This window comes from Streptomyces manipurensis, from assembly GCF_049570255.1.
Lineage (GTDB): Bacteria > Actinomycetota > Actinomycetes > Streptomycetales > Streptomycetaceae > Streptomyces > Streptomyces manipurensis.
The window spans coordinates 2,966,151-2,988,113 of sequence record NZ_CP186950.1 but is presented as its reverse complement, the minus strand read 5'-3'; the positions used below and the strand labels follow the sequence as shown (position 1 = coordinate 2,988,113).

At 73.8% G+C, this 21,963-nt stretch carries 19 protein-coding genes; 15 read left to right on the top strand and 4 right to left on the bottom strand.

Going from position 1 to position 21,963, the window contains the following annotated elements; all coding sequences use genetic code 11:
* Positions 1 to 25: 25 nt before the first annotated feature.
* Positions 26 to 1,207: an FAD-dependent oxidoreductase gene (locus ACPU2J_RS13615; protein ID WP_423833318.1), complete on the bottom strand. Its 1,182-nt coding sequence runs from the start codon at positions 1,205 to 1,207 to the stop codon at positions 26 to 28.
* A 118-nt stretch (positions 1,208 to 1,325) separates the two neighbouring features.
* Here ACPU2J_RS13615 and ACPU2J_RS13610 point away from each other — a divergent pair, with 118 nt between their 5' ends.
* Positions 1,326 to 1,898: a TetR family transcriptional regulator gene (locus tag ACPU2J_RS13610; protein ID WP_365081766.1), complete on the top strand. Its 573-nt coding sequence runs from the start codon at positions 1,326 to 1,328 to the stop codon at positions 1,896 to 1,898.
* 25 nt (positions 1,899 to 1,923) lie between these two features.
* Here the strand turns inward: ACPU2J_RS13610 and ACPU2J_RS13605 are convergent, their stop codons facing one another.
* Positions 1,924 to 3,264, bottom strand: a complete 1,341-nt coding sequence (locus ACPU2J_RS13605; protein WP_423833317.1) for a diaminopimelate decarboxylase — start codon at positions 3,262 to 3,264, stop codon at positions 1,924 to 1,926.
* 104 nt (positions 3,265 to 3,368) lie between these two features.
* Between ACPU2J_RS13605 and hutU the strand changes: the two genes are divergently transcribed.
* The 8 genes from hutU (at position 3,369) to ACPU2J_RS13565 (ending at position 13,119) form a co-directional block, all read left to right on the top strand.
* Positions 3,369 to 5,033 carry a urocanate hydratase gene (hutU, locus tag ACPU2J_RS13600; protein WP_389069490.1) on the top strand — a complete coding sequence of 555 codons (1,665 nt, stop codon included), beginning with the start codon at positions 3,369 to 3,371 and terminating at the stop codon, positions 5,031 to 5,033.
* A 68-nt stretch (positions 5,034 to 5,101) separates the two neighbouring features.
* Positions 5,102 to 6,292, top strand: coding sequence for an allantoate amidohydrolase (locus tag ACPU2J_RS13595; RefSeq protein WP_361598652.1), 1,191 nt, complete (start codon positions 5,102 to 5,104; stop codon positions 6,290 to 6,292).
* Positions 6,283 to 7,623, top strand: coding sequence for a formimidoylglutamate deiminase (locus ACPU2J_RS13590; RefSeq protein WP_365136040.1), 1,341 nt, complete (start codon positions 6,283 to 6,285; stop codon positions 7,621 to 7,623). The genes ACPU2J_RS13595 and ACPU2J_RS13590 overlap by 10 nt, the downstream gene beginning before the upstream one ends.
* Before the next feature lie 115 nt (positions 7,624 to 7,738).
* On the top strand, positions 7,739 to 8,917 hold the full coding sequence (hutI, locus tag ACPU2J_RS13585) for an imidazolonepropionase (RefSeq protein WP_423833316.1): 1,179 nt from the start codon (positions 7,739 to 7,741) through the stop codon (positions 8,915 to 8,917).
* Between the two features lie 113 nt (positions 8,918 to 9,030).
* The gene (locus ACPU2J_RS13580; RefSeq protein WP_420080594.1) at positions 9,031 to 9,699 is read left to right on the top strand and encodes an LPXTG cell wall anchor domain-containing protein; all 669 of its coding nucleotides are present in this window, start codon (positions 9,031 to 9,033) and stop codon (positions 9,697 to 9,699) included.
* 17 nt (positions 9,700 to 9,716) lie between these two features.
* On the top strand, positions 9,717 to 10,691 hold the full coding sequence (locus ACPU2J_RS13575) for a hypothetical protein (RefSeq protein ID WP_423833315.1): 975 nt from the start codon (positions 9,717 to 9,719) through the stop codon (positions 10,689 to 10,691).
* Positions 10,688 to 11,797: a hypothetical protein gene (locus ACPU2J_RS13570; RefSeq protein ID WP_420080596.1), complete on the top strand. Its 1,110-nt coding sequence runs from the start codon at positions 10,688 to 10,690 to the stop codon at positions 11,795 to 11,797. Before ACPU2J_RS13575 ends, ACPU2J_RS13570 begins: the two co-directional genes overlap by 4 nt.
* The gene (locus ACPU2J_RS13565; RefSeq protein ID WP_420080597.1) at positions 11,794 to 13,119 is read left to right on the top strand and encodes a hypothetical protein; all 1,326 of its coding nucleotides are present in this window, start codon (positions 11,794 to 11,796) and stop codon (positions 13,117 to 13,119) included. Before ACPU2J_RS13570 ends, ACPU2J_RS13565 begins: the two co-directional genes overlap by 4 nt.
* Before the next feature lie 63 nt (positions 13,120 to 13,182).
* On the opposite strand, the gene ACPU2J_RS13560 is transcribed toward ACPU2J_RS13565, so the two are convergent.
* Positions 13,183 to 14,703: a peptide MFS transporter gene (locus ACPU2J_RS13560; protein ID WP_423833314.1), complete on the bottom strand. Its 1,521-nt coding sequence runs from the start codon at positions 14,701 to 14,703 to the stop codon at positions 13,183 to 13,185.
* Positions 14,704 to 15,115: 412 nt separating this feature from the next.
* On the opposite strand from ACPU2J_RS13560, the gene ACPU2J_RS13555 reads away from it, so the two are divergent.
* Positions 15,116 to 15,793, top strand: a complete 678-nt coding sequence (locus ACPU2J_RS13555) for a response regulator transcription factor (protein WP_420080599.1) — start codon at positions 15,116 to 15,118, stop codon at positions 15,791 to 15,793.
* A gap of 27 nt (positions 15,794 to 15,820) precedes the next feature.
* Positions 15,821 to 17,086, top strand: a complete 1,266-nt coding sequence (locus ACPU2J_RS13550; RefSeq protein ID WP_361598546.1) for an ATP-binding protein — start codon at positions 15,821 to 15,823, stop codon at positions 17,084 to 17,086.
* Positions 17,087 to 17,123: 37 nt separating this feature from the next.
* Here the strand turns inward: ACPU2J_RS13550 and ACPU2J_RS13545 are convergent, their stop codons facing one another.
* Entirely contained in the window at positions 17,124 to 17,684 is a 561-nt protein-coding gene (locus ACPU2J_RS13545; RefSeq protein WP_423833313.1) for a GtrA family protein, read from the bottom strand.
* 219 nt (positions 17,685 to 17,903) lie between these two features.
* On the opposite strand from ACPU2J_RS13545, the gene ACPU2J_RS13540 reads away from it, so the two are divergent.
* The 4 genes from ACPU2J_RS13540 (at position 17,904) to ACPU2J_RS13525 (ending at position 21,951) form a co-directional block, all read left to right on the top strand.
* Entirely contained in the window at positions 17,904 to 19,022 is a 1,119-nt protein-coding gene (locus ACPU2J_RS13540) for a 5-(carboxyamino)imidazole ribonucleotide synthase (protein ID WP_423834963.1), read from the top strand.
* Positions 19,019 to 19,555, top strand: coding sequence for a 5-(carboxyamino)imidazole ribonucleotide mutase (gene purE / locus ACPU2J_RS13535; protein ID WP_420080601.1), 537 nt, complete (start codon positions 19,019 to 19,021; stop codon positions 19,553 to 19,555). Before ACPU2J_RS13540 ends, purE begins: the two co-directional genes overlap by 4 nt.
* Positions 19,552 to 20,730, top strand: a complete 1,179-nt coding sequence (locus ACPU2J_RS13530) for a dipeptidase (RefSeq protein WP_423833312.1) — start codon at positions 19,552 to 19,554, stop codon at positions 20,728 to 20,730. The genes purE and ACPU2J_RS13530 overlap by 4 nt, the downstream gene beginning before the upstream one ends.
* Before the next feature lie 147 nt (positions 20,731 to 20,877).
* The gene (locus ACPU2J_RS13525) at positions 20,878 to 21,951 is read left to right on the top strand and encodes a membrane dipeptidase (protein WP_423833311.1); all 1,074 of its coding nucleotides are present in this window, start codon (positions 20,878 to 20,880) and stop codon (positions 21,949 to 21,951) included.
* Positions 21,952 to 21,963: the final 12 nt, after the last annotated feature.

The window sequence follows — 21,963 nt, the reverse complement described above, 5'->3', positions numbered from 1 at the left end:
CCGTCGGCGGCAGGCCGGCGGCGGGTCAGCGGTAGTCCAGCTCGGCCAGCTCGCGCGCGAGGCGGTCGTTGCGCCCGGGGATCCGGGCGAGCAGCGGGAGCAGGGTGTTGCGCAGGGCGCGCAGGACCGGGTTGCGGGTGGTCGCGATGCGGGTCATCCGGTGGGTGAACGCCACCACGCGCAGGGCCACGGGACGGCGCCCGGCCTCGTAGCCGTCCAGCTCCCCGCGGGCCAGGGCGCGGCCGAGGGCGTAGCCGTCCTGGATGCCGGTGTTCATGCCCTGCCCGCCCGCGGGGCTGTGCACGTGGGCGGCGTCCCCGGCGATCAGCAGCCGCCCGGCACGGTAGCGGTCGGCGACCCGGTGGTGGATCCGGAACCGCGAGGACCAGACAAGCTCGTGCACGTCGGCCCGGCCGGCCAGGCGCTCGTCCAGCAGGCGCCGTACGAAGCCGAGGTCCGGCTCCGCGGGGGCCTCGTCGACGGTGGCGACGATCCGGTAGCGGCCCGCGGGCCGGCCTGCGCCGGCGTGGCCCGGGAGCGGGGCGATGACGGTGAGTCCGCGGGCCCCGAAGGCGAGGGAGACCTCCTCCGGGCCCGGGGCCCAGTCCATGACGACGTCGGCGAGGACGAAGGACTCCCCGTACGCGCTGCCCGAGAAGCCGATCCCGGCGGCCTCGCGGACCGTGCTGCGCATCCCGTCGGCGCCGACGGCGTACGAGGCGCGCAGGGTCTCGCCGGTGGTGGTGGTCACGGTGACGCCGTCCGGGTCCTGGACGACGGAGGACACCTCGTACGGCCGGTGGACGTCGCCGCCGAGGGCGCGCAGGCGGCGCAGCAGCACGGCCTCGGTCTCGTACTGCGGGACCATCAGCGCGTACGGGTGGGCCGTGGGCAGGCGGCCGAAGTCCACGGCGGCGAGCGGGCGCGCGCCGTCGCGGATCCGGAAGCGGGTGACGGGGATGCCGCGGCCGACGAGGTCGGCGGACAGGGCGCCGCTCGGGTCCAGCTCGTCGAGGACCTCCAGGGTGCGGGCGTGGACGACGGCGGCGCGGGAGGTGTTGGCACCCTCGGCCTGCCGGTCGAGGAGGACGAAGTCGATGCCGGCCTCCGCCAGGGTGACGGCGAGGGCGAGGCCGGTGGGTCCGGCGCCGACGACGGCGACCTCGGTGCGGGGCGGGAGCGGCGGAAGTGTGGGCGTTGCGGCCATGACGGGCCTCCTCGACGGCGGTGCCGGACGGGTCAACGGTTGTTGGCCAACGGCTGTTGACTTCAGGGTGCTCCTGTCGTGCTGGCATGTCAACAGTTGTTGGCCTACGCTTGTTGGCATGACGACGGCACGACGTTCCGACCTGACCCGGACCGCGATCCTGCGCGCCGCCCGGGAGCGGTTCGCCGCCCAGGGCTACGAGCGCACGACCATCCGGGCCGTGGCCGCCGACGCGGCGATCGACCCCTCGATGGTCATGCGCTACTTCGGGAGCAAGGAGGGCCTCTTCGACGCCGCCCTCGCGGTGGACCTGCGCCTGCCGGACCTCGGCTCCGTGCCCGCCGCGCAGCTCCCCGCCGCCCTCGTGCGGCACTTCGTGGACCGCTGGGAGGGCGACCCGGCGGACGACGCCCTGCTGGTGCTGCTGCGCTCCGCGGTCACCAACGAACAGGCCGCGGCCCGTATGCGCGAGGTGTTCGCCGCGCAGGTCGCGCCCGCGCTGGCGCGGGCCCTCGGTCCCGAGCGGGCGGCGCGCACGGCGGGCCTGGTCTCCGCCCAGCTGCTGGGCCTGGCCCTGACCCGCTACCTGCTGCGGCTCCCGACGGTTGTCGCGCTGTCCCCGCAGGAGCTGGTCGAGGGGATCGCCCCGGCCCTGGCGGCCGTCCTGGACCCCGCCCCGGCGGCTCCCTGACCCCGCTCCCGGCCCCGGGGCGGCACTACAGCAGGGCGTCGCGGAGCGGGCCGCCCGCCTCCGCGACGATCTCCGCGAGGGTCTGCGCCGGCCGGACCTGCGTGAACCGCACCCCGCCCGCCGCGGTCACCGAGAAGCCGTGGACCGCGGGCCGGGGCAGGCTGTTGTAGCCGTAGTGGGCCGTGAAGAAGTACGCGCCGGTGTCCGGTACGCACACCAGGTCGCCGGGGTCGAGCGGCGGCAGCTCCCGGGCCGCGGCGAGCAGGTCGCCCGCGAAGCAGGCCGGGCCCGCGACGTCCTGGGCCACCGGCGTGCCGGTCTTCGGGGCGCCCTTCGCGTCGTACGGCAGGATCCGCACCGGCCAGGCCTCCGGCGCGTAGGCGGTGCGCGTCGCCACCTGGACGCCGGCGTGGGCCAGCGCGATCGGCCGGGACCCGCTGCGCTTGGTGTACTCCACCCGGGCCAGCACCGCGCCGTGCTTGGCGAGCAGGGACCGGCCGAACTCGGTGACCAGCCCGTACGAGCCGTCGAAGAGCGCCGGGACCGCCTCGCGCAGGGCCGCCGCGTACGCGGCGTGGGTGGGGCTCTCCTCGTCGGAGGCGAAGTTCACCGGCAGCCCGCCGCCGATGTCGAGGGTGTCGACCCGCCGGCCGCCGGCCGCCGCGTTGATCTCCTCGGCCAGGGCGTGCAGCTCCCGCACGCCCTCCGCGATCAGCGGCAGGGGCAGGCCCTGCGAGCCCGAGTGGACGTGCAGGCGGGTCAGCCACGGGCGCTCCAGGAAGGCCCGTACGAGCCGCTCGCGCGCGCCGGGGTCGCGCAGCGCGACCCCGAACTTCGAGGTGGACGTCGCGGTGGACAGGGCGCCGATGGAGCCCGCGCCGGTCTGCGGGTTGACCCGGACGCCGATCGGGGAGGCGGTGGGGGCCGCGCGGACGAGGCCGTCGAGGCGCCGGAGCTCCTGGAGGCTGTCGGCGTTGACGGCGACGCCCAGCGCGAGGGCCTCGCGCAGCTCGACCGCCGTCTTGGCGGGGGAGTCCAGGACGATCCGGTCGGCGGGCACCCCCGCGGCCCGGGCCAGGGCCAGTTCGCCGGGGCTCGCGACCTCGCAGCCGAGCCCGGCGTCCGCGAGCAGCCGCATTACGGGGACGAGCGGGCAGGCCTTCACGGCGAAGGTGTGCAGCGCGGGCGTGCCGGGCGCCAGGGCCTCCGCGAAGGCGTGTGTGACGGCGGCCGCCGAGGAACGGATCCCCTCGGTGTCCAGCAGGCAGACCAGCGGCGGCGCCGGGTCGGCCGGGCCGACGATCCCCTGCTCGACGGCGGCCCGTACGGCCAGATCGCGGCGCGCGGCGGCGCCCTCGGTGCCCATGTCCGCCATCCCATCACCCGACGGGTCCGCCCGCACCTGTTGACTGAATCTATTCAGGGCGGGAGGATGTGAATGGATTGACCAACATCGGAGGAGGCACCGCCATGTCAGGACCCCGCCCCGTACGCGCCGCGCGAGGCACCGAGCTCAGCACCCTGGGATGGCAGCAGGAGGCAGCCCTGCGGATGCTCCAGAACAACCTGGACCCCGAGGTCGCCGAGCACCCCGACAAGCTCGTCGTCTACGGCGGCACCGGCAAGGCCGCCCGCGACTGGCGCTCCTTCGACGCGATGGTCCGCACCCTGCGGACCCTCAAGCAGGACGAGACGATGCTGGTGCAGTCCGGCCGCCCCGTCGGTGTCATGCAGACCCACGAGTGGGCGCCGCGCGTCCTGCTCGCCAACTCCAACCTCGTCGGCGACTGGGCCAACTGGGAGGAGTTCCGCCGCCTGGAGCAGCTCGGCCTGACCATGTACGGCCAGATGACCGCGGGTTCGTGGATCTACATCGGCACCCAGGGCATCCTCCAGGGCACCTACGAGACCTTCGCCGCCGTCGCCGCAAAGAAGTTCGGCGGCACCCTGGCCGGCACCATCACCCTCACCGCCGGCCTCGGCGGCATGGGCGGTGCCCAGCCGCTGGCCGTCACGATGAACGACGGCGTCGCGATCTGCATCGACGTCGACCCGCGCGCCATCGAGCGCCGCATCGAGCACCGCTACCTGGACGTCAAGGCCGACGACCTGCGCCACGCCCTCCAGCTGGCCGTCGAGGCCCGCGACGCCCGCAGGCCGCTCTCCATCGGCCTGCTCGGCAACGCCGCCGAGCTGCTCCCGCAGATGCTCGCCGAGGGCGCCCCGATCGACATCGTGACCGACCAGACCTCGGCCCACGACCCGCTCGCGTACCTGCCCGTCGGCGTCGACTTCGACGACATGGCCTCCTACGCCGCCAAGGACCCGGCCGGCTTCACCACCCGCGCCCGCGAGTCCATGGCCAAGCACGTCGAGGCCATGGTCGGCTTCATGGACGCCGGCGCCGAGGTCTTCGACTACGGCAACTCCATCCGCGGCGAGGCCCAGCTCGCCGGCTACGACCGCGCCTTCGCCTTCCCCGGCTTCGTCCCCGCCTACATCCGCCCCCTCTTCTGCGAGGGCAAGGGCCCCTTCCGCTGGGCCGCCCTGTCCGGCGAGGCCTCGGACATCCACAAGACCGACAAGGCGATGCTGGAGCTCTTCCCGGAGAACGAGTCCCTGCACCGCTGGATCAAGATGGCCGGCGAGCGCGTCCACTTCCAGGGCCTGCCCGCGCGCATCTGCTGGCTCGGCTACGGCGAGCGCGACAAGGCCGGCGAGCGCTTCAACGAGATGGTCGCCGACGGCACCCTCGCCGCCCCGCTCGCGATCGGCCGCGACCACCTCGACTGCGGCTCGGTGGCCTCCCCGTACCGCGAGACCGAGGCCATGCTCGACGGCTCCGACGCCATCGCCGACTGGCCGCTGCTCAACGCCATGGTCAACGTCGCCTCCGGAGCCTCCTGGGTCTCCCTCCACCATGGCGGCGGCGTCGGCATGGGCCGCTCCATCCACGCGGGCCAGGTCACCGTCGCCGACGGCACCCCGCTCGCCGGCGAGAAGATCCGCCGCGTCCTCACCAACGACCCCGGCATGGGCGTCATCCGCCACGTCGACGCCGGCTACGACATCGCCGAGACCGTCGCCGACGAGCGCGGCGTCCGCGTCCCGATGCGCGAGGGCGACGACGCGTGAGCCAGGCCGAGTTCCCGCCCGCGGCCGTGCCGGCCGCGGGCCCCGGCGGGGCCCCGTCGTTCCACACCATGTGGGCCGACCTCGCGCCCGTCGGCCGCGACGCCGGTACCGGCGGCTACCGCCGCTACGCCTGGACCGGGGCCGACGCCGACTGCCGCACCTGGTTCCAGGAGCAGGCCGAGGCCCGCGGGCTCACGTACGAGACCGACCGCAACGGCAACCAGTGGGCCTGGCTCGGCGACCCCCTCGCCGGGGACGCCGTGGTCACCGGCTCGCACCTGGACTCCGTCCCCGACGGCGGCGCCTTCGACGGCCCCCTCGGCGTGGTCTCCTCCTTCGCGGCCCTGGACGAACTCCGCAGCCGGGGCGTCCGGTTCACCCGGCCGCTCGCCATCACCAACTTCGGTGACGAGGAGGGCGCCCGCTTCGGGCTCGCCTGCGTCGGCTCCCGGCTCGCCGCCGGGCAGCTGACCAAGGAGAAGGCGTACGCCCTGCGCGACGGCGACGGCGTCTCCCTGCCGCAGGCCATGGAGGCCGCCGGCTACGACCCCGAGGCGATCGGGGCCGATCCCGAACGGCTCGGCCGCATCGGCGCCTTCGTCGAGCTGCACGTCGAACAGGGCCGCGCCCTGGACCTGTCCGGGGACCGGGTCGGCATCGCCTCCGCGATCTGGCCGCACGGCCGCTGGCGGTTCGACTTCCGCGGCGAGGCCAACCACGCCGGCACCACCCGCCTCGTGGACCGGCGCGACCCGATGCTGACGTACGCGGCCACCGTGCTGGCCGCCCGCACGGAGGCGGCCCTCGCCGGCGCCGTCGCCACCTTCGGGAAGATCTCCGTCGAGCCCAACGGGGTCAACGCCATCCCGTCGCTGGTGCGCGGCTGGCTCGACTCCCGCGCCGCCGACCAGGCCACCCTCGACACGGTCGTCACCGCCATCGAGAAGGCCGCCCGCGAACGCGCCGACCAGGACGGCATCGACCTCGGGATCGTCCGGGAGTCCTTCACCCCGGTCGTCGAGTTCGAGCACGCCCTGCGCGACGAGATGAACCGGATCCTCGGCGGCTCCGTCCCCGTCCTCGGCACCGGGGCGGGACACGACGCCGGAATCCTCTCGGCGGCCGTCCCGACCGCCATGCTGTTCGTGCGCAACCCGACCGGTGTCTCCCACTCACCGCGGGAGTTCGCCGCCGAGGACGACTGCGTGGCCGGCGTCCTCGCCCTCGCCGACGTACTGGAAGGCCTGGCATGTCGCTGACGACGTACTGGCTGGAGCACGCCTGGCTCGGCACCCACGTCGAGCCGGGCGTGACCCTGGAGGTCACCGACGACGGGCGGATCGGCGCCCTGCGCACCGGGGCCGAGACCCCGCCGCCGGGCGCCGAGGTGCTGCGCGGCCTCACCCTGCCCGGTCTGGCCAACGCCCACAGCCACGCCTTCCACCGGGCCCTGCGCGGGGCCGTCCAGGTCGGCTCGGGCACCTTCTGGACCTGGCGCGAGCTGATGTACCGGGCCGCGCAGAACCTCACCCCGGACACCTACTTCGCGCTCGCCCGCGCCGTGTACGCCGAGATGGCGCTGGCCGGCATCACCAACGTCGGCGAGTTCCACTACGTCCACCACGCGCCCGGCGGCACCCCCTACGCCGACCCCAACGCCATGGGCGAGGCCCTGATCGAGGCCGCCGCCGCGGCCGGGATCCGCATCACCCTCCTCGACACCGCCTACCTCTCCTCCGGCTTCGGGGAAGCCCCCAACGCCCACCAGCAGCGCTTTTCGGACGGGACCGCCGAGGCCTGGGCCGAACGCGTCGGCGCCCTCAAGCCCCGCCCGCACGCGCTGATCGGCGCGGCGGTCCACTCGGTCCGCGCGGTGCCCGCCGACCAGCTCGCCACCGTGGCCCGCTGGGCCGAGGAGCGCCGCGCGCCGCTGCACGTCCACCTCTCCGAGCAGACCGCCGAGAACGACGCTTGCCAGGCCGCCCACGGCCGGACCCCCACGCAGCTCCTCGCCGACCACGGGGTGCTCGGCCCGCGCACCACCGGCGTCCACAACACCCATCTGACCGACGTGGACATCGCGCTGCTCGGCGGCACCGGCACCGGCACCTGCATGTGCCCCACCACCGAACGCGACCTCGCGGACGGCATCGGACCGGCCACCCGCCTGCAGCGGGCGGGCAGCCCGCTCTCCCTCGGCAGCGACAGCCACGCGGTGATCGACCTGCTCGAAGAGGCCCGCGCGATGGAGCTCGACGAGCGCCTGCGCAGCCGTACCCGGGGCCACTGGACGGCGAACGCCCTGCTGACCGCCGCCACCGGCGACGGGCACGCGGCGCTGGGACTGCCCGACGCGGGCCGCCTGGAGGCGGGCGCCCTCGCGGACTTCACCACCATCGCCCTGGACTCCGTCCGCACGGCCGGCCCGCTGCCGCGGCTCGGCGCCGAGACGGCGGTCTTCGCGGCCACCGCCGCCGACGTCCGCCACACGGTCGTCGGCGGACGGCACGTCGTCCGCGACGGCCACCACACCCTGGTCGGGGACGTCCCGACGGCCCTGTCCGAGTCCATCGCAGCCCTGCGCTCCTGACCGTGCCGCCTGCGGCGGGCTCGTCCCCCCCCGCCCCTTCCCGAAACCGGGGCTCCGCCCCGGGAAACGGAGAAAGGGCGGGGTGGGGGGACAAGCACGCTCTGAGAGGAACCCAGTGACCACCACGGCCATCACCCACATCGGCAGCCTCGTCACCAACGACCCCGCCGTCGGCGACGGCAGCCCCCTCGGCCTCATCGAGAACGCCGCCGTCGTCATCGACGGCGGCCGCATCGCCTGGGTCGGCCCGACGGCACAGGCCCCGGCGGCCGACGAGAGCTTCGACGCGCAGGGCCGCGCCGTCATCCCCGGCTTCGTCGACTCGCACTCCCACCTCGTCTTCGCCGGCGACCGCACCCAGGAGTTCAACGCCCGCATGTCGGGCCGCGCCTACTCCGCCGGCGGCATCCGCACCACCGTCGCCGCCACCCGCGCCGCCTCCGACGCCGAGCTGGAGGCGAACCTCGTCCGCCACCTCGCCGAGGCCCGCCGCCAGGGCACCACCACCTTCGAGACGAAGTCCGGCTACGGCCTCACCGTCGCCGACGAGGCCCGCGCCCTGCGCATCGCCGCCGCGCACACCGAGGAGGTCACCTACCTCGGCGCGCACATCGTCTCCCCGGACTTCGCCGAGGACCCGGCCGGCTACGTCGACCTCGTCACCGGCGAGATGCTGACGGCCTGCGCCCCGTACGCCCGCTGGGTCGACGTCTTCTGCGAGAAGGGCGCCTTCGACGGCGACCAGGCCCGCGCGATCCTCACCGCCGGCGCCGCCGCCGGCCTGATCCCGCGCGTCCACGCCAACCAGCTGTCGTACGGCCCCGGCGTGCAGCTCGCCGTCGAGCTGGAGGCCGCCTCCGCCGACCACTGCACCCACCTCACCGACGCCGACGTCGACGCCCTCGTCCAGGCCGCGGACACCACGGTGGCCACCCTGCTGCCGGGCGCGGAGTTCTCCACGCGCGCCCAGTGGCCCGACGCCCGCCGGCTGATCGACGCGGGCGCCACGGTCGCCCTGTCCACGGACTGCAACCCGGGCTCCTCCTACACCAGCTCCATGCCCTTCTGCATCGCGCTCGCCGTGCGCGACATGCGGATGACCCCCGACGAGGCCCTGTGGGCGGCCACCGCGGGCGGCGCCCGCGCGCTGCGCCGCACCGACATCGGCACCCTCACCCCCGGGGCCCGCGCCGACCTGGCCCTGCTCGACGCCCCCAGCCACGTCCACCTCGCCTACCGGCCGGGCGTCCCGCTCGTCTCCGGGGTGTGGCAGAAGGGCCTGCGCGCCCACTGACGGACCGTCGATCCGGGCCTGTCCTTTGTCTTCCCTCCGCAAGGCCCCGGGCGTACCTTGAGCCACCGATCTGATGTGTCGTCAGTTATCTGTGGCCCGAGGGGAAGACGAAGGTGTCCGACCGGAAACGCTCCACCGCGCTCGCACTGGCCTCCGCCCTCGCCGGATCGGCGGTCCTGCTCGCCGCCCCCGCGGCCCGGGCCGCGGTCGTCGACGTCGCCTACGACTGCAAGACCCCGATCGGGGACAAGTCGGCGGTCTCGCCCATCGACATCAAGGCCGTCAAGGAGGGCGACGGCTACAAGTTGACGGTGTCCTTCCAGAAGGGCGTCTCCTCCAGCCCCATCGAGCTCGGCAAGGGGGCCATGAGCCCCAGCGCCGTCGTCCTCGTCGGCGGCGCCGAGAAGACGACCGTGCCCGTCTCGGGGCCGTCCAACCCCGAGGCCGTGCCCGCCGACACCCCCATCAGGATCACCGACCTGTCGGGCACCTACACCCCGAAGAAGAGCGGCAAGGTCACCTTCACCGCGGGCGTGCTCACCATCAAGGCGATGGGCACCACGACCACCTGCACCCCCGGCAACACCCCCGGACCCTCGCTGGAGCTGGACGTCACCGCCGCCGGTGGCGGGTCCCCGGCCGCCACCGCCCCCGACACCCTCCCGCAGACGGGCCCCACCGACTCCGCCCTCGCCCTCGGCACCCTCGGCGGCACCGTGCTGCTCTCCGGCGCCGCCGGCATGCTCTGGCTGACCCGGCGCGGCCGGCGGGCCCGGTCCTGAACGGGATCACCCCGGCCATGCCCGCGCCCCCCACCCGCACCCGCGCCCGGCTCCCCGTGTGCCTCGCCCTGCTCGCCGCGGCGGTGCTGCCCGCCGGCCCCGCCGCCGCCGACGAGCCCGGCTGGACCGCCGAGCCCGCGGCCGGCGCGGCCCGCCCCGCCGCCGCCCGCCCCGCCTTCTACCTCCAGGGCGCCCCCGGCACCGTCCTGGAGGACCGCCTCGCCCTGGTCAACACCGGCGACCTGGAGCGGACCGTCACCCTGCGCGGCGCCGACGCCCCCGCCGGCACCGCACCCGCCGGGGCGGCCTCCTGGTTCAGCTTCGGCGCCGGGGCCACCGTGCGGATCCCGCCCCGCACCCGGGCCGTGGTCCCCTTCACCGTCACCGTGCCCTCCGCGTCCCCGCCCGGCGACCACTCCGCCGCGGTGATCGCCTCCGGGCCCGGCCACGAGGCGTCCGTACGGGTCCACCTGCGGGTCGACGGCCCCGCCCTGGCCGCCCTCACCGTTGAGGACGTCGCCGTACGCGGCCGGGGCGCGGCCGCGGTGCTCGCGTACACCCTGGTCAACCGCGGCAACGTGGCCCTCGCCCCGGAGCTGTCCGTCCGCGCCGAGGGCGCCTTCGGCGCGGTGGCCGCCCCGGCCGTCCGCACCCCGGCCGAGGCCCTGCCCCCGGGCCGGCGCGTCGAGCTGACCGAGCCGTGGCCCGCCGCCCCGGACCTCGACCGGGTGCGGGTGACGGTCACGGCCACCGCGCCCGGTGGTGCCGGGGGGAGCGCCACCGCCTCGGCCTGGCTCGTGCCCCGGGCGGCCGCCGCCCTGACCGGCCTCGGCCTGCCGGTCCTCGCCGCCGCGGCAGCCGTGGCGCTGCGCCGCGTACGCGCCCGGCGGGGCCTGCCGGAGCCGGTGGACCACGACGCGCCCGCCCCGGGCCCGGCCGCCGCGGGCCCGGCCCCCGCACCGGAACACGAACTGACGGGAGCCCCCAGGTGAGAGCGAACGTGCGGGCCGCGGCCGGCGGCAGGGCCCGCGGGACGGCCCGGTTCCCGGCGGCGGTGTCGGCTGCCTGCGCCCTGGCCCTGGCCCTGCTGTCCGCGGCCCCCGCCGCCGCGGAGGAGGGGAAACCGGCCGCGGCGCTGTCCGTGCAGGAGGCCGCCCCGGGCGCCGAGGTCACCGTCACCGGTACCGGCTGGAAGCCCAGGACGCTCGTGATGCTGCTGGTCTGCGGCCAGAACATGATCGGCGGGACCAACGACTGCGCCAATGCCGACGGCGCCGCCGTGTCCGTCGCCGACGACGGGCACTTCACCGGCCGGCTCGCCGTGGTCGCTCCCCCCAAGCCCTGCCCCTGCGTCGTCAACGTCACCTCCGTCAACGGCGACCGCGCCACCGTCGCGGCCCCCCTGCGGATCACCGGTCATCCGGTCGCCGAGCTGCCCGCCGCATCGGGCACGGGCCGCCTCGCGATGCTCACCGGCGTCCGTCTGGAGGGCGAGGACGGGGTGCTGACCTGGTTCGGGGCCCCGCCCGCCCGGAAGTTCAGGGTCACCGTCGGAAACCTGGGCTCCGCGCCGGTCAAGGACCCCGTCTTCCAGCTCGGCACCGCCCACGGGGTGTTCGCCCCGGTGTGGGAGGAGGCCCGGTGGAAGGGGACCGTCCCGCCCGGCGGCAAGGCGGAGATCGCGCTCGACGTCGCCCTCGCCGCCGGAGCCCACGGCGACTACACGATCTCCCTCAAGTACGGCGAGACCGTCGTGGCCACCCAGCCGTGGGGCGTCGACCGCCCGTACGGGGTCCTGCTGTTCTGGGGGCTGCTCCTGGTCGTCGTCCCGGCCGCCCTCTTCCGGATCGGCATGGCGGTCGTGGACCGGGTACGGCCACGCACCGCCACCGCCACCGCGACCGCCGCCGGACGCCACCGGGGCACGGGTCCCTCCGGGGGCGCGGCGGCGGTGACGGCCCGGCTCCCCGTGCTCCGGGAGTCCCCCGAGACCACCACGGCGGTCCTGCCGTGGTTCGCCCCGGACAGCGCGCCGGAGACAGCACCGCAGACGTCCGCACCGTCTGAGAACCGTTCGACGACGAAGGGACCATTGTGAAGAACCGACGGAGGGTGGGCGCGGCCGTGGCCGCGCTGCTGCTCGGCGGCGCGGGCCTCGCCATCACGGCTTCTCCCGCACAGGCCGCCGAGACCACGTTCAAGGTCAAGTGCGTGCCGCCGGCCGGCGGCGGCTCACCCGTGGAGGGCGAGACCACCGCCAAGGTCACCGCTCCGGCCACGGCCAAGGTCGGCGACGAGGTCGAGGTGTCCTGGGAGACCGTCAAACCCGCCTCGAACAACACCGACCTGATGGACATCCCGCAGGACTCGGTCCAGCCCACCGGCTGGATCACCGTGGGCGGCGGTGGCGGCGAGCTGAAGGTGGTCGGGGAGAAGAAGAACCCGCCGATCCCCAAGAAGGCGCCCATGCAGATGTCCACGATGAAGGGCAAGCTGAAGCTCACCAAGGCCGGCAGGATCACCCTCACCCCCGGCAAGTACGACGTGGCCGTCACCTTCTCCTTCGGCACGTTCGTGACGAAGTGCGCGCCGGTCGGCGAGGTCGAGGGCGGGGCCACCATCGACGTGTCGGCCGGTTCCTCCGGGGGCACGACCACCGGCGGCACCACGACCGGCGGCACCACCACGGGCGGCACCACCACCGGGGGCACGACCACCGGAGGCGCCACGACGGGCGGTACGACCACGTCCTCGGGCGGCAGCGGCAGCGGCGGCGGAGGCGGCCAGACCGACTTCCCGGGCAAGGCGGTCGAGGTGGCCTTCGACTGCGGGCCCGTCGTCCCCGGCGGCATCAAGACCCCGGTCACGATCAACGCCAAGAAGAACGGCGGCGGCTACGACCTCACCGTCAAGACCGCCAAGGGTGCGATGGCGGCGCCCATGGCCCTGCCCGCCGGAGCCCTCAAGCCGTCGATGGACGTCAAGCTCGGCGGGGCCGACAGCGGCACGGTCAAGGTCTCCGGCCCGGCCAACGCCGAACCGATCCCGGACAAGGCCCCGGTCAGCCTCAGCGACATGACCGGCACCTACACCCCCGGCAAGTCCGGCAAGGTGACGCTCAGCCCCGACCGGCTGACGATCGACGTCACGATGGCTCCCGGCTCCACCCCGATCAACGTGCCCTGCAAGGCGGCGAGCAGCGGCGTCTCGCTGGAGCTCGACACCACCGCCCAGCCGGGCGGCTCCGGCTCCTCCACCGGCGGCAGCGGCGGCAGCGGAACCTCGGGCGGTCTCGCCGAGACCGGCGCGGAGGACGAGGGCGGCATCAAGGCCCTGGCCCTGGTCGCCGGCACGGTGGTCCTGCTCGGCGGCGCGGTGTTCACCTTCACCCCGTGGCGCCGCCTGCGCGGCTCCCGCTGACACGGGAACGGCCCGGCACACCGTGCGGTGTGCCGGGCCGTTGCTCCGCCGGAGCGGAACGGGTCAGTTCATGTCGCCCATCAGCGCGTTGACCTTCTTGCGGTACATGAAGATCGCGACACCGGCGAGGACGGCGGCGCACGCCTGGAAGAGGATCACGCCGACACCGTTCATCTGCACCTCGGCCAGGCCGAGCAGACCGGTGATGCAGTCACCGGCGGTGACCGCGAGGAACCAGACGCCCATCATCTGGGAGCCGTACTTCTGCGGCGCCATCTTCGTCGTGACCGACAGGCCGACCGGGGAGAGGCACAGCTCGGCGAGCGTGTGCATCAGGAAGATGAGCACCAGCCACCACATGGTGACCTTGGTGTCGTTGCCCGCGGTCTGGCTCAGCGGGATCGCGAAGACGAAGAACGAGGCGCCGACGATGATCAGGGCCGCGGAGAACTTCACGATGGTGCTGGGCTCGCGGTTGCGGCGGGCCAGCGCCACCCACGTGGCGGCGAAGACCGGGGCCAGGGCCACCACGAAGAGCGGGTTCAGCGACTGGAAGATGGTGGTCGGGACTTCCCAGCCGAACAGCGCGCGCTCGGAGTTCTTGTCACCGAAGAGCGAGAGCGTCGAACCGCCCTGGTCGTAGATCATCCAGAAGACGGCGGCGGCCACGAAGAACCAGATGTAGGCGCTCATCCGGGTCTGCTCGACGGGCGACAGGTCCTTGTCCCGCTTGATACGGGCCAGGACGGCGACCGGAATGATCAGACCGGCGATGGTGATCGGGTACAGCGCCCACTTGATGGTGAACATGTCCGCGGCGACCACGGCGCCGTAGAAGACGGCGACGACGGCCACGGCCGCGAGGGCCTTGGTGATCACGGCCTTGCGCTCGGCGGCGCTCAGCGGGTTCGGGACGATGCTGCTCTTCGGGCTCAGGGTGCGGCCCGCGAGCAGGAAGATGAGCAGGCCGATGCCCATGCCGGCGGCGGCGAGCGCGAAGCCGAGGTGCCAGTTCACGCGCTCGCCGACGATGCCGATGCCGACCGGGGCGAGCAGGGCACCCACGTTGATGCCGATGTAGAAGATCGTGAAGCCGCTGTCGCGGCGCGGGTCGTCCACACCCTTGTACAGGTGGCCGACCATCGTGGAGATGTTGGCCTTCAGCAGACCGGAGCCCACGGCGACCAGCAGCAGACCGACGAAGAACGCGAGCTGGCCGGGAACGGCGAGCGCCACGTGGCCCGCCATGATCACGAAGCTGGCGATGGCGACCGTCTTGCGGGCGCCCCAGACACGGTCACCGAACCAGCCGCCGGGCATGGCCATGAGGTAGACCATGGCCACGTACACGGAGTAGATCGCCGTGGCCGTTGCCGCGGTGAAGCCGAGGCCGCCGCCCTGGCTGCCCGTCGCGGCGTCCGTGCCGCCGGAGACCAGGTACAGGACGAGAAGCGCACGCATGCCGTAGTAGGAGAAGCGCTCCCACATCTCGGTCATGAACAGCGTGGCCAGGCCGATCGGGTGGCCGAGGACGGTCTTTTCCGGAGCAGGGCTCGGTGAAGACGTCGTCAGGCTGGAAGCCATGGTCGATCCTTGCTTGCTCGGGACGCTTCGGCTTCGTGAGCTCATCCGCGCCCGGTGGGGGGTGGCCGGCACCGGTGGGCGGACTTCCGCCCCACGCCTCTGGGTACCGCCGTCATTCGCCGTCGTCACGGTCGTCCGGGGGCCTCGGGGGAGGCGTCCCGTCCCGTTTCGGACAGAAAGAGAGACCTATGTGCTGTTTTTCGGCACAAAGGTCCCTGAGGTATTGCATCAGGCGTCTCGCCACCATACGACACGACACCGCGCCATATGAAAGGACTTGAGAGATGGATCACAAGGCGAGTCGGGAACCGATCGGCCATATTCGAAGGCGCTTAGTAGTCCATAAGCCCAGATCGGAAGGGGTGTGCAGGCAGGCCTCTCGTTTCGGTCACCGCGCACTACCATCACCCACATGACGCGTGTACTGCTCGCCGAGGACGACGCATCCATCTCGGAACCCCTGGCCCGCGCCCTGCGCCGGGAGGGATACGAGGTCGAGGTCCGGGAGGACGGCCCAACGGCCCTGGACGCGGGACTGCAGGGCGGCATCGACCTCGTCGTCCTGGACCTGGGCCTGCCGGGCATGGACGGGCTGGAAGTCGCCCGCCGGCTGCGCGCCGAGGGCCACGGCTTCCCCATCCTCGTCCTCACCGCCCGGGCCGACGAGGTCGACACCGTGGTGGGTCTGGACGCGGGGGCCGACGACTACGTGACCAAGCCCTTCCGGCTCGCCGAACTGCTCGCCCGGGTCCGGGCCCTGCTCCGGCGCGGCGCCGTGGAGACCGCCCAGCCGCCCGCCACCCACGGCGTGCGCATCGACGTCGAGTCGCACCGCGCCTGGATGGGCGAGGAGGAGCTCCAGCTGACCGCCAAGGAGTTCGACCTGCTGCGCGTGCTGGTGCGCGACGCCGGCCGGGTCGTCACCCGCGACCAGCTCATGCGCGAGGTCTGGGACACCACCTGGTGGTCCTCCACCAAGACCCTCGACATGCACATCTCCTGGCTGCGCAAGAAGCTGGGGGACGACGCCGCCAACCCCCGCTACATCGCCACCGTCCGCGGCGTCGGCTTCCGCTTCGAGAAGAGCTGACCCCCGGGGCAAGAAAGGCCCTCGCCCATGCGCCGCCGCCTCATCCAGTCCACGCTCGCCGTGGTGCTCGTGGTGATCGCCGTCTTCGGGGTCTCCCTCGTCATCGTGGAGACCCGCACCATCACCAGCAGCGCCCAGGACCGGGTCGAGTCCGAGGCGCTGCGGCTGGTGAGCGTAGTCGAGGCGAACGTCCTGGAGAGGAAGCCGACCGACCCCTCCGACCTCGCCGAACTCCTCGACGCCGGGCACCACGCGCGGATCACGATCCCCGGGCAGGCTGCCGTGGAGGTGGGCGCGCCGATCCCCGACAGCGTCGTGCGCGGCACCGCGCGCGGCGAGCAGGGCGAGATCGTCGTCGTCGAGGAGGCCCGCTCCACCGTCACGCGGGAGGTCGTGCGCACCCTCGCGGTGGTCGGCGCCGTCGCCCTGCTGGCCGTCGTGGCGGCGATCCTGCTCGCCGTACGGCAGGCGAACCGGCTGGCCTCCCCCCTCACCGACCTCGCCGAGACCGCCGAGCGGCTCGGCTCGGGCGACCCGCGGCCCCGGCATAAGCGGTACGGGGTGCCCGAGCTGGACCGGGTCGCGGACGTGCTGGACTCCAGCGCCGAACGCATCGGCCGGATGCTCACCGCCGAGCGGCGGCTCGCCGCCGACGCCTCCCACCAGCTGCGCACCCCGCTCACCGCGCTGTCGATGCGGCTGGAGGAGATCACGGTCACCGAGGACCTGGAGACCGTGCGGGAGGAGGCGACCATCGCCCTGACCCAGGTGGAGCGGCTCACGGACGTCGTGCAGCGCCTGCTCACGAACTCGCGGGACCCGCGCACGGGCTCCGCGGTCCCCTTCGACCTCGACGAGGTCGTCAAACAGCAGGTGGAGGAGTGGCGGCCGGCCTACCGCAGCGCCGGCCGGGCCATCGTGCGCTCCGGGAAGCAGGGCGTACGGGCCGTCGGCACGCCCGGCGCGGTCTCCCAGGTGCTGGCCACCCTCGTGGAGAACGCCCTGATGCACGGCGGCGGCACCGTCGCCCTGCGCACCAGGGTGGTCGGCAACCAGGCGGTGCTGGAGGTCACGGACGAGGGACCGGGCGTCCCGCCCGACCTCGGCAACCGGATCTTCGAGAGGGCCATCAGCGGCCGCAACTCCACCGGCATCGGCCTCGCGGTCGCCCGCGACCTCGCCGAGGCGGACGGCGGCCGGCTGGAACTGCTCCAGACGCAGCCGCCGGTGTTCGCGCTGTTCCTGAGCTGCACGGCCCCGGAGCCGGCCGAGCGCGAGAAGACGGTCCGCTAGGGCAGACGGTCCGCTGGGGCCGTCCCAGGGCCGGGCCCTAGTTGTTCGCGGGCTCCGGCTCCGGAAGCGGTCCGGGCCTGCGCTCCGGCCGGGGCACGGGCGCGGGGTCCGCCGCCGCGGGCGCGGGGTCCGCCGCCGCGGGCGCGGCCCGCGGCGCGACCGGGGGCAGGGCCTTGAACACCCAGGTCCGGTAGGACCAGAAGCGGAACACGGTCGCCGTGCCGATGCCGATGAACTTGAACACGTTGCTCGCCAGCGGGCCGTCCCAGCCGAAGCCGTACGTGGCGGTGTAGAGGACGCCGTTCTCGATGACCAGGCCGACACCGCTGAAGGCGGCGAACAGGGCCATCTCGCGGGTGCGGCCGCTCTGGGCGCGGTCCCGGTAGGCGTAGTAGCGGAAGCCGATGTAGTTCGTGGCGATCGCCACCACGGTGGCTATCACGCTCGCCCGGACCACCTGGAGGTCGGTGGTGTGCCGGATGAGGTTGAAGACCCCCAGGTTGACCAGGACGCCCAGGCCGCCGACCGCCCCGAACTTGGCGACCTCGCGCACGAGGCCGCGTACGCGTTCGAGGACGGATCCGCCCGGGGCTCTCATCAGTAGGTCAGTCCTGTCGGTCACCGCCCGCTTACGGGGCGTACGGATTCCACGGTCAACCCGACCATGCTAAGTGTCCTCCCGGGGCTCCGTCTGTGCCTTCCGGCACCCTGCGACGCACGGCACACCGGGCGGATCGCGTCGGGGTCGGGTCCATGCGGGTCCCGATGGCCGAATACCGGCGGATACCCTGGAGGCGTGACGTTCCCGGTAGTCGGCATGGTCGGCGGCGGTCAGCTCGCCCGCATGACCCACGAGGCGGGTATCCCCCTCGGCATCAGATTCAAGATCCTGAGTGACACTCCACAGGACTCGGCGGCCCAGGTCGTGAGCGACGTCGTCATCGGCGACTATCGCGACCTGGAGACGCTGCGTGCCTTCGCGCGCGGCTGTGACGTGATCACCTTCGACCACGAGCATGTACCCACGGAGCACCTGCGGGCCCTGGAAGCGGACGGAATCCCCGTCCGCCCGGGGCCCGACGCTTTGGTGCATGCCCAGGACAAGGGGGTGATGCGTGCCCGGCTCGACGAGATCGGCGCACCCAGCCCCCGCCACCGGATCGTGAGCGATCCGGACGACGTGGCGGCCTTCGCGCAGGAGGTGGGCGGGTTCCCCGTCATCCTCAAGACCGTGCGGGGCGGCTACGACGGCAAGGGGGTGTGGTTCGTCCGCACCCCGCAGGACGCGGCGGCCCCGTTCCAGGCGGGCGTCCCCGTGCTCGCCGAGGAGAAGGTGGACTACGTCCGCGAGCTCGCGGCGAACATCGTCCGCTCCCCGCACGGGCAGGCCGTCGCCTACCCCGTCGTCGAGTCCGTCCAGGTGGACGGGGTCTGCGACACGGTGATCGCCCCCGCCCCGAACCTCTCGGAGGAGCTGGCGGGCGAGGCCCAGGCCCTCGCCCTGCGCATCGCCAAGGAACTCGGCGTCACCGGCCACCTGGCCGTGGAGCTCTTCGAGACCACCGACGGCCGCATCCTGGTCAACGAACTGGCGATGCGCCCGCACAACAGCGGCCACTGGACCCAGGACGGGGCCGTGACCTCCCAGTTCGCCAACCACGTACGGGCGGTCCTGGACCTCCCGCTCGGCGACCCGCGCGCCCGCGCCACGTGGACCGTCATGGCGAACGTGCTCGGCGGGGACTACCCCGACATGTACGCGGGGTACCTCCACTGCATGGCGCACGACCCCCAGCTGAAAATCCACATGTACGGCAAGGACGTGAAACACGGCCGCAAGGTCGGCCACGTCAACACCTACGGCGACGACCTGGACGATGTGCTGGAGCGCGCACGCCACGCTGCCGACTACCTCAGAGGAACGGTCACCGAATGAGCACCACCGCCGCAGGCCCCGTCGTCGGAATCGTCATGGGCTCCGACTCGGACTGGCCCGTCATGGAGGCGGCAGCGCAGGCACTCGACGAGTTCGAGATCCCCTACGAGGTCGACGTCGTCTCCGCGCACCGGATGCCGCGCGAGATGATCGAGTACGGCGAGCAGGCCGCCGGCCGGGGCCTGAAGGCGATCATCGCCGGCGCGGGCGGCGCGGCCCACCTGCCCGGCATGCTCGCCTCCGTCACCCCGCTGCCCGTCATCGGCGTGCCCGTCCCGCTGAAGTACCTCGACGGCATGGACTCGCTGATGTCGATCGTCCAGATGCCGGCCGGGGTGCCCGTCGCCACCGTCTCGGTCGCCGGGGCGCGCAACGCGGGCCTGCTGGCGGTGCGCATGCTCGCCGCGCACGACACCGAGCTCCAGGCCCGGATGCGCGACTTCCAGCAGGAGCTGAACGACCAGGCCACCGAGAAGGGCAGGCGCCTGCGCACCAAGGTCGCGAACGCGGAGTCCTTCGGGTTCGGCAAGTGAGCGCGGCGCAGCGTCTGGACGAGGCGCGTACACTGCTGGCCGAACACCCCGTCGTGGACGGCCACAACGACCTGCCCTGGGCGCTGCGCCAACAGGTGCGCTACGACCTGACACAGCGGGACATCGCCGGCGACCAGTCGGCCCACCTGCACACCGACATCCCCCGGCTGCGCGCCGGGGGTGTCGGCGCGCAGTTCTGGTCCGTGTACGTGCGGTCCGACTACACGGGCGACCAGGCGGTCAGCGCCACCCTGGAGCAGATCGACGCCGTCTCCCAGCTGATCGACCGCTACCCCGGCGACCTCGTACGGGCGCTGACGGCGGACGACATGGAGGCCGCCCGCGCCGACGGGCGGATCGCCTCCCTGATGGGTGCCGAGGGCGGCCACTCCATCAACAACTCCCTCGCCACGCTGCGCGCCCTGCACCACCTGGGCGTGCGGTACATGACGCTCACCCACAACGACACCATCGACTGGGCCGACTCCGCGACGGACGAGCCCCGGCACGGCGGGCTGACGGACTTCGGCCGCGAGGTCGTCCGGGAGATGAACCGCATCGGCATGCTGGTGGACCTCTCGCACGTCGCCGCGACGACGATGCGGGACGCGCTGGAGACGTCGCGGGCTCCCGTGGTCTTCTCGCACTCGTCCGCCCGGGCCGTGTGCGACCACCCGCGCAACATCCCCGACGACGTGCTGGCGATGCTCCCGGCCAACGGGGGCGTGGCCATGGCCACCTTCGTCCCCAAGTTCATCCTGCCGGAGGCGGTGGAGTGGACCCTGGCCGCGGACGAGAACCTGCGCGCGCACGGCTTCCACCACCTGGACACCACCCCGGAGGCGATGGCCCTGCACCGGGAGTTCGAGGCGGCCCGCCCGCGGCCGGTGGCCACGGCGGCGACGGTCGCCGACCACCTGGACCACATGCGCGAGGTCGCCGGGGTCGACCACATCGGCATCGGCGGGGACTACGACGGCACGGCGTTCACCCCCTCCGGCCTCGACGACGTGGCGGGCTACCCGAACCTGGTGGCGGAACTCCTGGCGCGCGGCTGGTCCCGGGCGGACCTCGCCAAGCTGACCTGGTCCAACGCGGTGCGGGCGCTGCGCGACGCGGAGGCCGTCTCCCGCGACCTCACCGCCGCCCACGGCCCGTCGAACGCCCACCTGTAGGTCCCGCCCCCGGCTCCGGGCCCGCCCCCCCCGGGCGGGTCCGGCGGGGCGGCCACCCGAATGCCGCGTCCGTCGGGCGTCCCGCCCACCCGGCGTGTCACGGTGGCAGCGTTCCTCCCCGCGCCGCCGACGACCGGAGCCGACGCCATGGCCGACCTGCAGGATGAACCCCACTCCGCGGGCATCGGGGCCGAGGACCTCCCGGCCCCCGCCGCACCCGCGGCGGCGGTGAGCACCCTCGACAGGGCCGCCGCGCTGCTGGCCGTCCATCCCGTCCTGGACGGCTGCAACACCCTGGTCTGGACGCTGCGCCAGAACCCGTACCTCGACATCGAGACCTCCGACGCGGGCGTCGACACCGACATCCCGCGCCTGCGGGCCGGGGGAGTGGGAGCGCAGTTCTGGTCCCTGCTCGTGCCGGAGGGCGGCTCCTGCGGCGACGGGACCACCGATCAGGTGGTCGCCGACACCCTGGAACAGATCGACGTGGCCCTGGCGCTGATGCGCCGCCACCCCGACAGCCTGCGCCTCGCCCTCGGCGCCGACGACCTGGCGGACGCCCGCAACCGCGGCCGGATCGCCTCGTTCCTGGGCCCGGTCCCCGGCCGTGCCCTGACCGACTCCCTGGGCGCGCTGCGCGCCTTCCACGCGCTGGGCGTGCGCAGCCTCGCCCCGGCGGGGGCGGTATGGGCCCGGGAGGGGCTGACGGCCTTCGGCCACGAGGTGGTGCGGGAGGCGAACCGGCTGGCGGTCCTGCTGGACCTCGCGGGCTGCCCGGCGGCGGTGGCCCGCCGGATCGCGGCGGCCTCCAAGGCCCCGGTGATCGTCTCCGGCACCGGCGCGGCGGCCCTCAACCCGCATCCGGACAACGTCGACGACGAGGTGCTGGCCGCCCTGCGCGAGGCGAACGGCCTCGTGATGGTCAGCTTCGACACGGCGCGCACGGGGGACTCCCTGCACGCGGTGGCGGACCACCTCGACCACGTACGTGCGGTCGCGGGCCCGGAGTGCGTGGGGCTCGGCGCGGCCTTCGGAACCGACCGGGCCGGCCGCCACCCGACGGGCCTGACCGACCCCTCGGGCTACCCCCGCCTGATCGCGGAACTGCTGGAACGCGGCTGGACGGAACCCGAACTCGCCCTCCTGACCTGGGCCAACGCCCAACGCGTCATCCGCGACACAGACTTCACCGCCCGCCGATCCAGCCCCACCAGCGCCTGAGCGCCGGGGCTC

What these genes read in the sequence shown, in the direction of transcription:
- ACPU2J_RS13615 (WP_423833318.1), bottom strand. Translation starts at nt 1,207, where the DNA reads ATGGCCGCAACGCCCACACTTCCGCCGCTCCCGCCCCGCACCGAGGTC.
- ACPU2J_RS13610 (WP_365081766.1), top strand. Translation starts at nt 1,326, where the DNA reads ATGACGACGGCACGACGTTCCGACCTGACCCGGACCGCGATCCTGCGC.
- ACPU2J_RS13605 (WP_423833317.1), bottom strand. Translation starts at nt 3,264, where the DNA reads ATGGGCACCGAGGGCGCCGCCGCGCGCCGCGATCTGGCCGTACGGGCC.
- hutU (WP_389069490.1), top strand. Translation starts at nt 3,369, where the DNA reads ATGTCAGGACCCCGCCCCGTACGCGCCGCGCGAGGCACCGAGCTCAGC.
- ACPU2J_RS13595 (WP_361598652.1), top strand. Translation starts at nt 5,102, where the DNA reads ATGTGGGCCGACCTCGCGCCCGTCGGCCGCGACGCCGGTACCGGCGGC.
- ACPU2J_RS13590 (WP_365136040.1), top strand. Translation starts at nt 6,283, where the DNA reads ATGTCGCTGACGACGTACTGGCTGGAGCACGCCTGGCTCGGCACCCAC.
- ACPU2J_RS13575 (WP_423833315.1), top strand. Translation starts at nt 9,717, where the DNA reads ATGCCCGCGCCCCCCACCCGCACCCGCGCCCGGCTCCCCGTGTGCCTC.
- ACPU2J_RS13560 (WP_423833314.1), bottom strand. Translation starts at nt 14,703, where the DNA reads ATGGCTTCCAGCCTGACGACGTCTTCACCGAGCCCTGCTCCGGAAAAG.
- ACPU2J_RS13555 (WP_420080599.1), top strand. Translation starts at nt 15,116, where the DNA reads ATGACGCGTGTACTGCTCGCCGAGGACGACGCATCCATCTCGGAACCC.
- ACPU2J_RS13550 (WP_361598546.1), top strand. Translation starts at nt 15,821, where the DNA reads ATGCGCCGCCGCCTCATCCAGTCCACGCTCGCCGTGGTGCTCGTGGTG.
- ACPU2J_RS13545 (WP_423833313.1), bottom strand. Translation starts at nt 17,684, where the DNA reads ATGAGAGCCCCGGGCGGATCCGTCCTCGAACGCGTACGCGGCCTCGTG.
- ACPU2J_RS13540 (WP_423834963.1), top strand. Translation starts at nt 17,904, where the DNA reads ATGGTCGGCGGCGGTCAGCTCGCCCGCATGACCCACGAGGCGGGTATC.
- purE (WP_420080601.1), top strand. Translation starts at nt 19,019, where the DNA reads ATGAGCACCACCGCCGCAGGCCCCGTCGTCGGAATCGTCATGGGCTCC.
- ACPU2J_RS13525 (WP_423833311.1), top strand. Translation starts at nt 20,878, where the DNA reads ATGGCCGACCTGCAGGATGAACCCCACTCCGCGGGCATCGGGGCCGAG.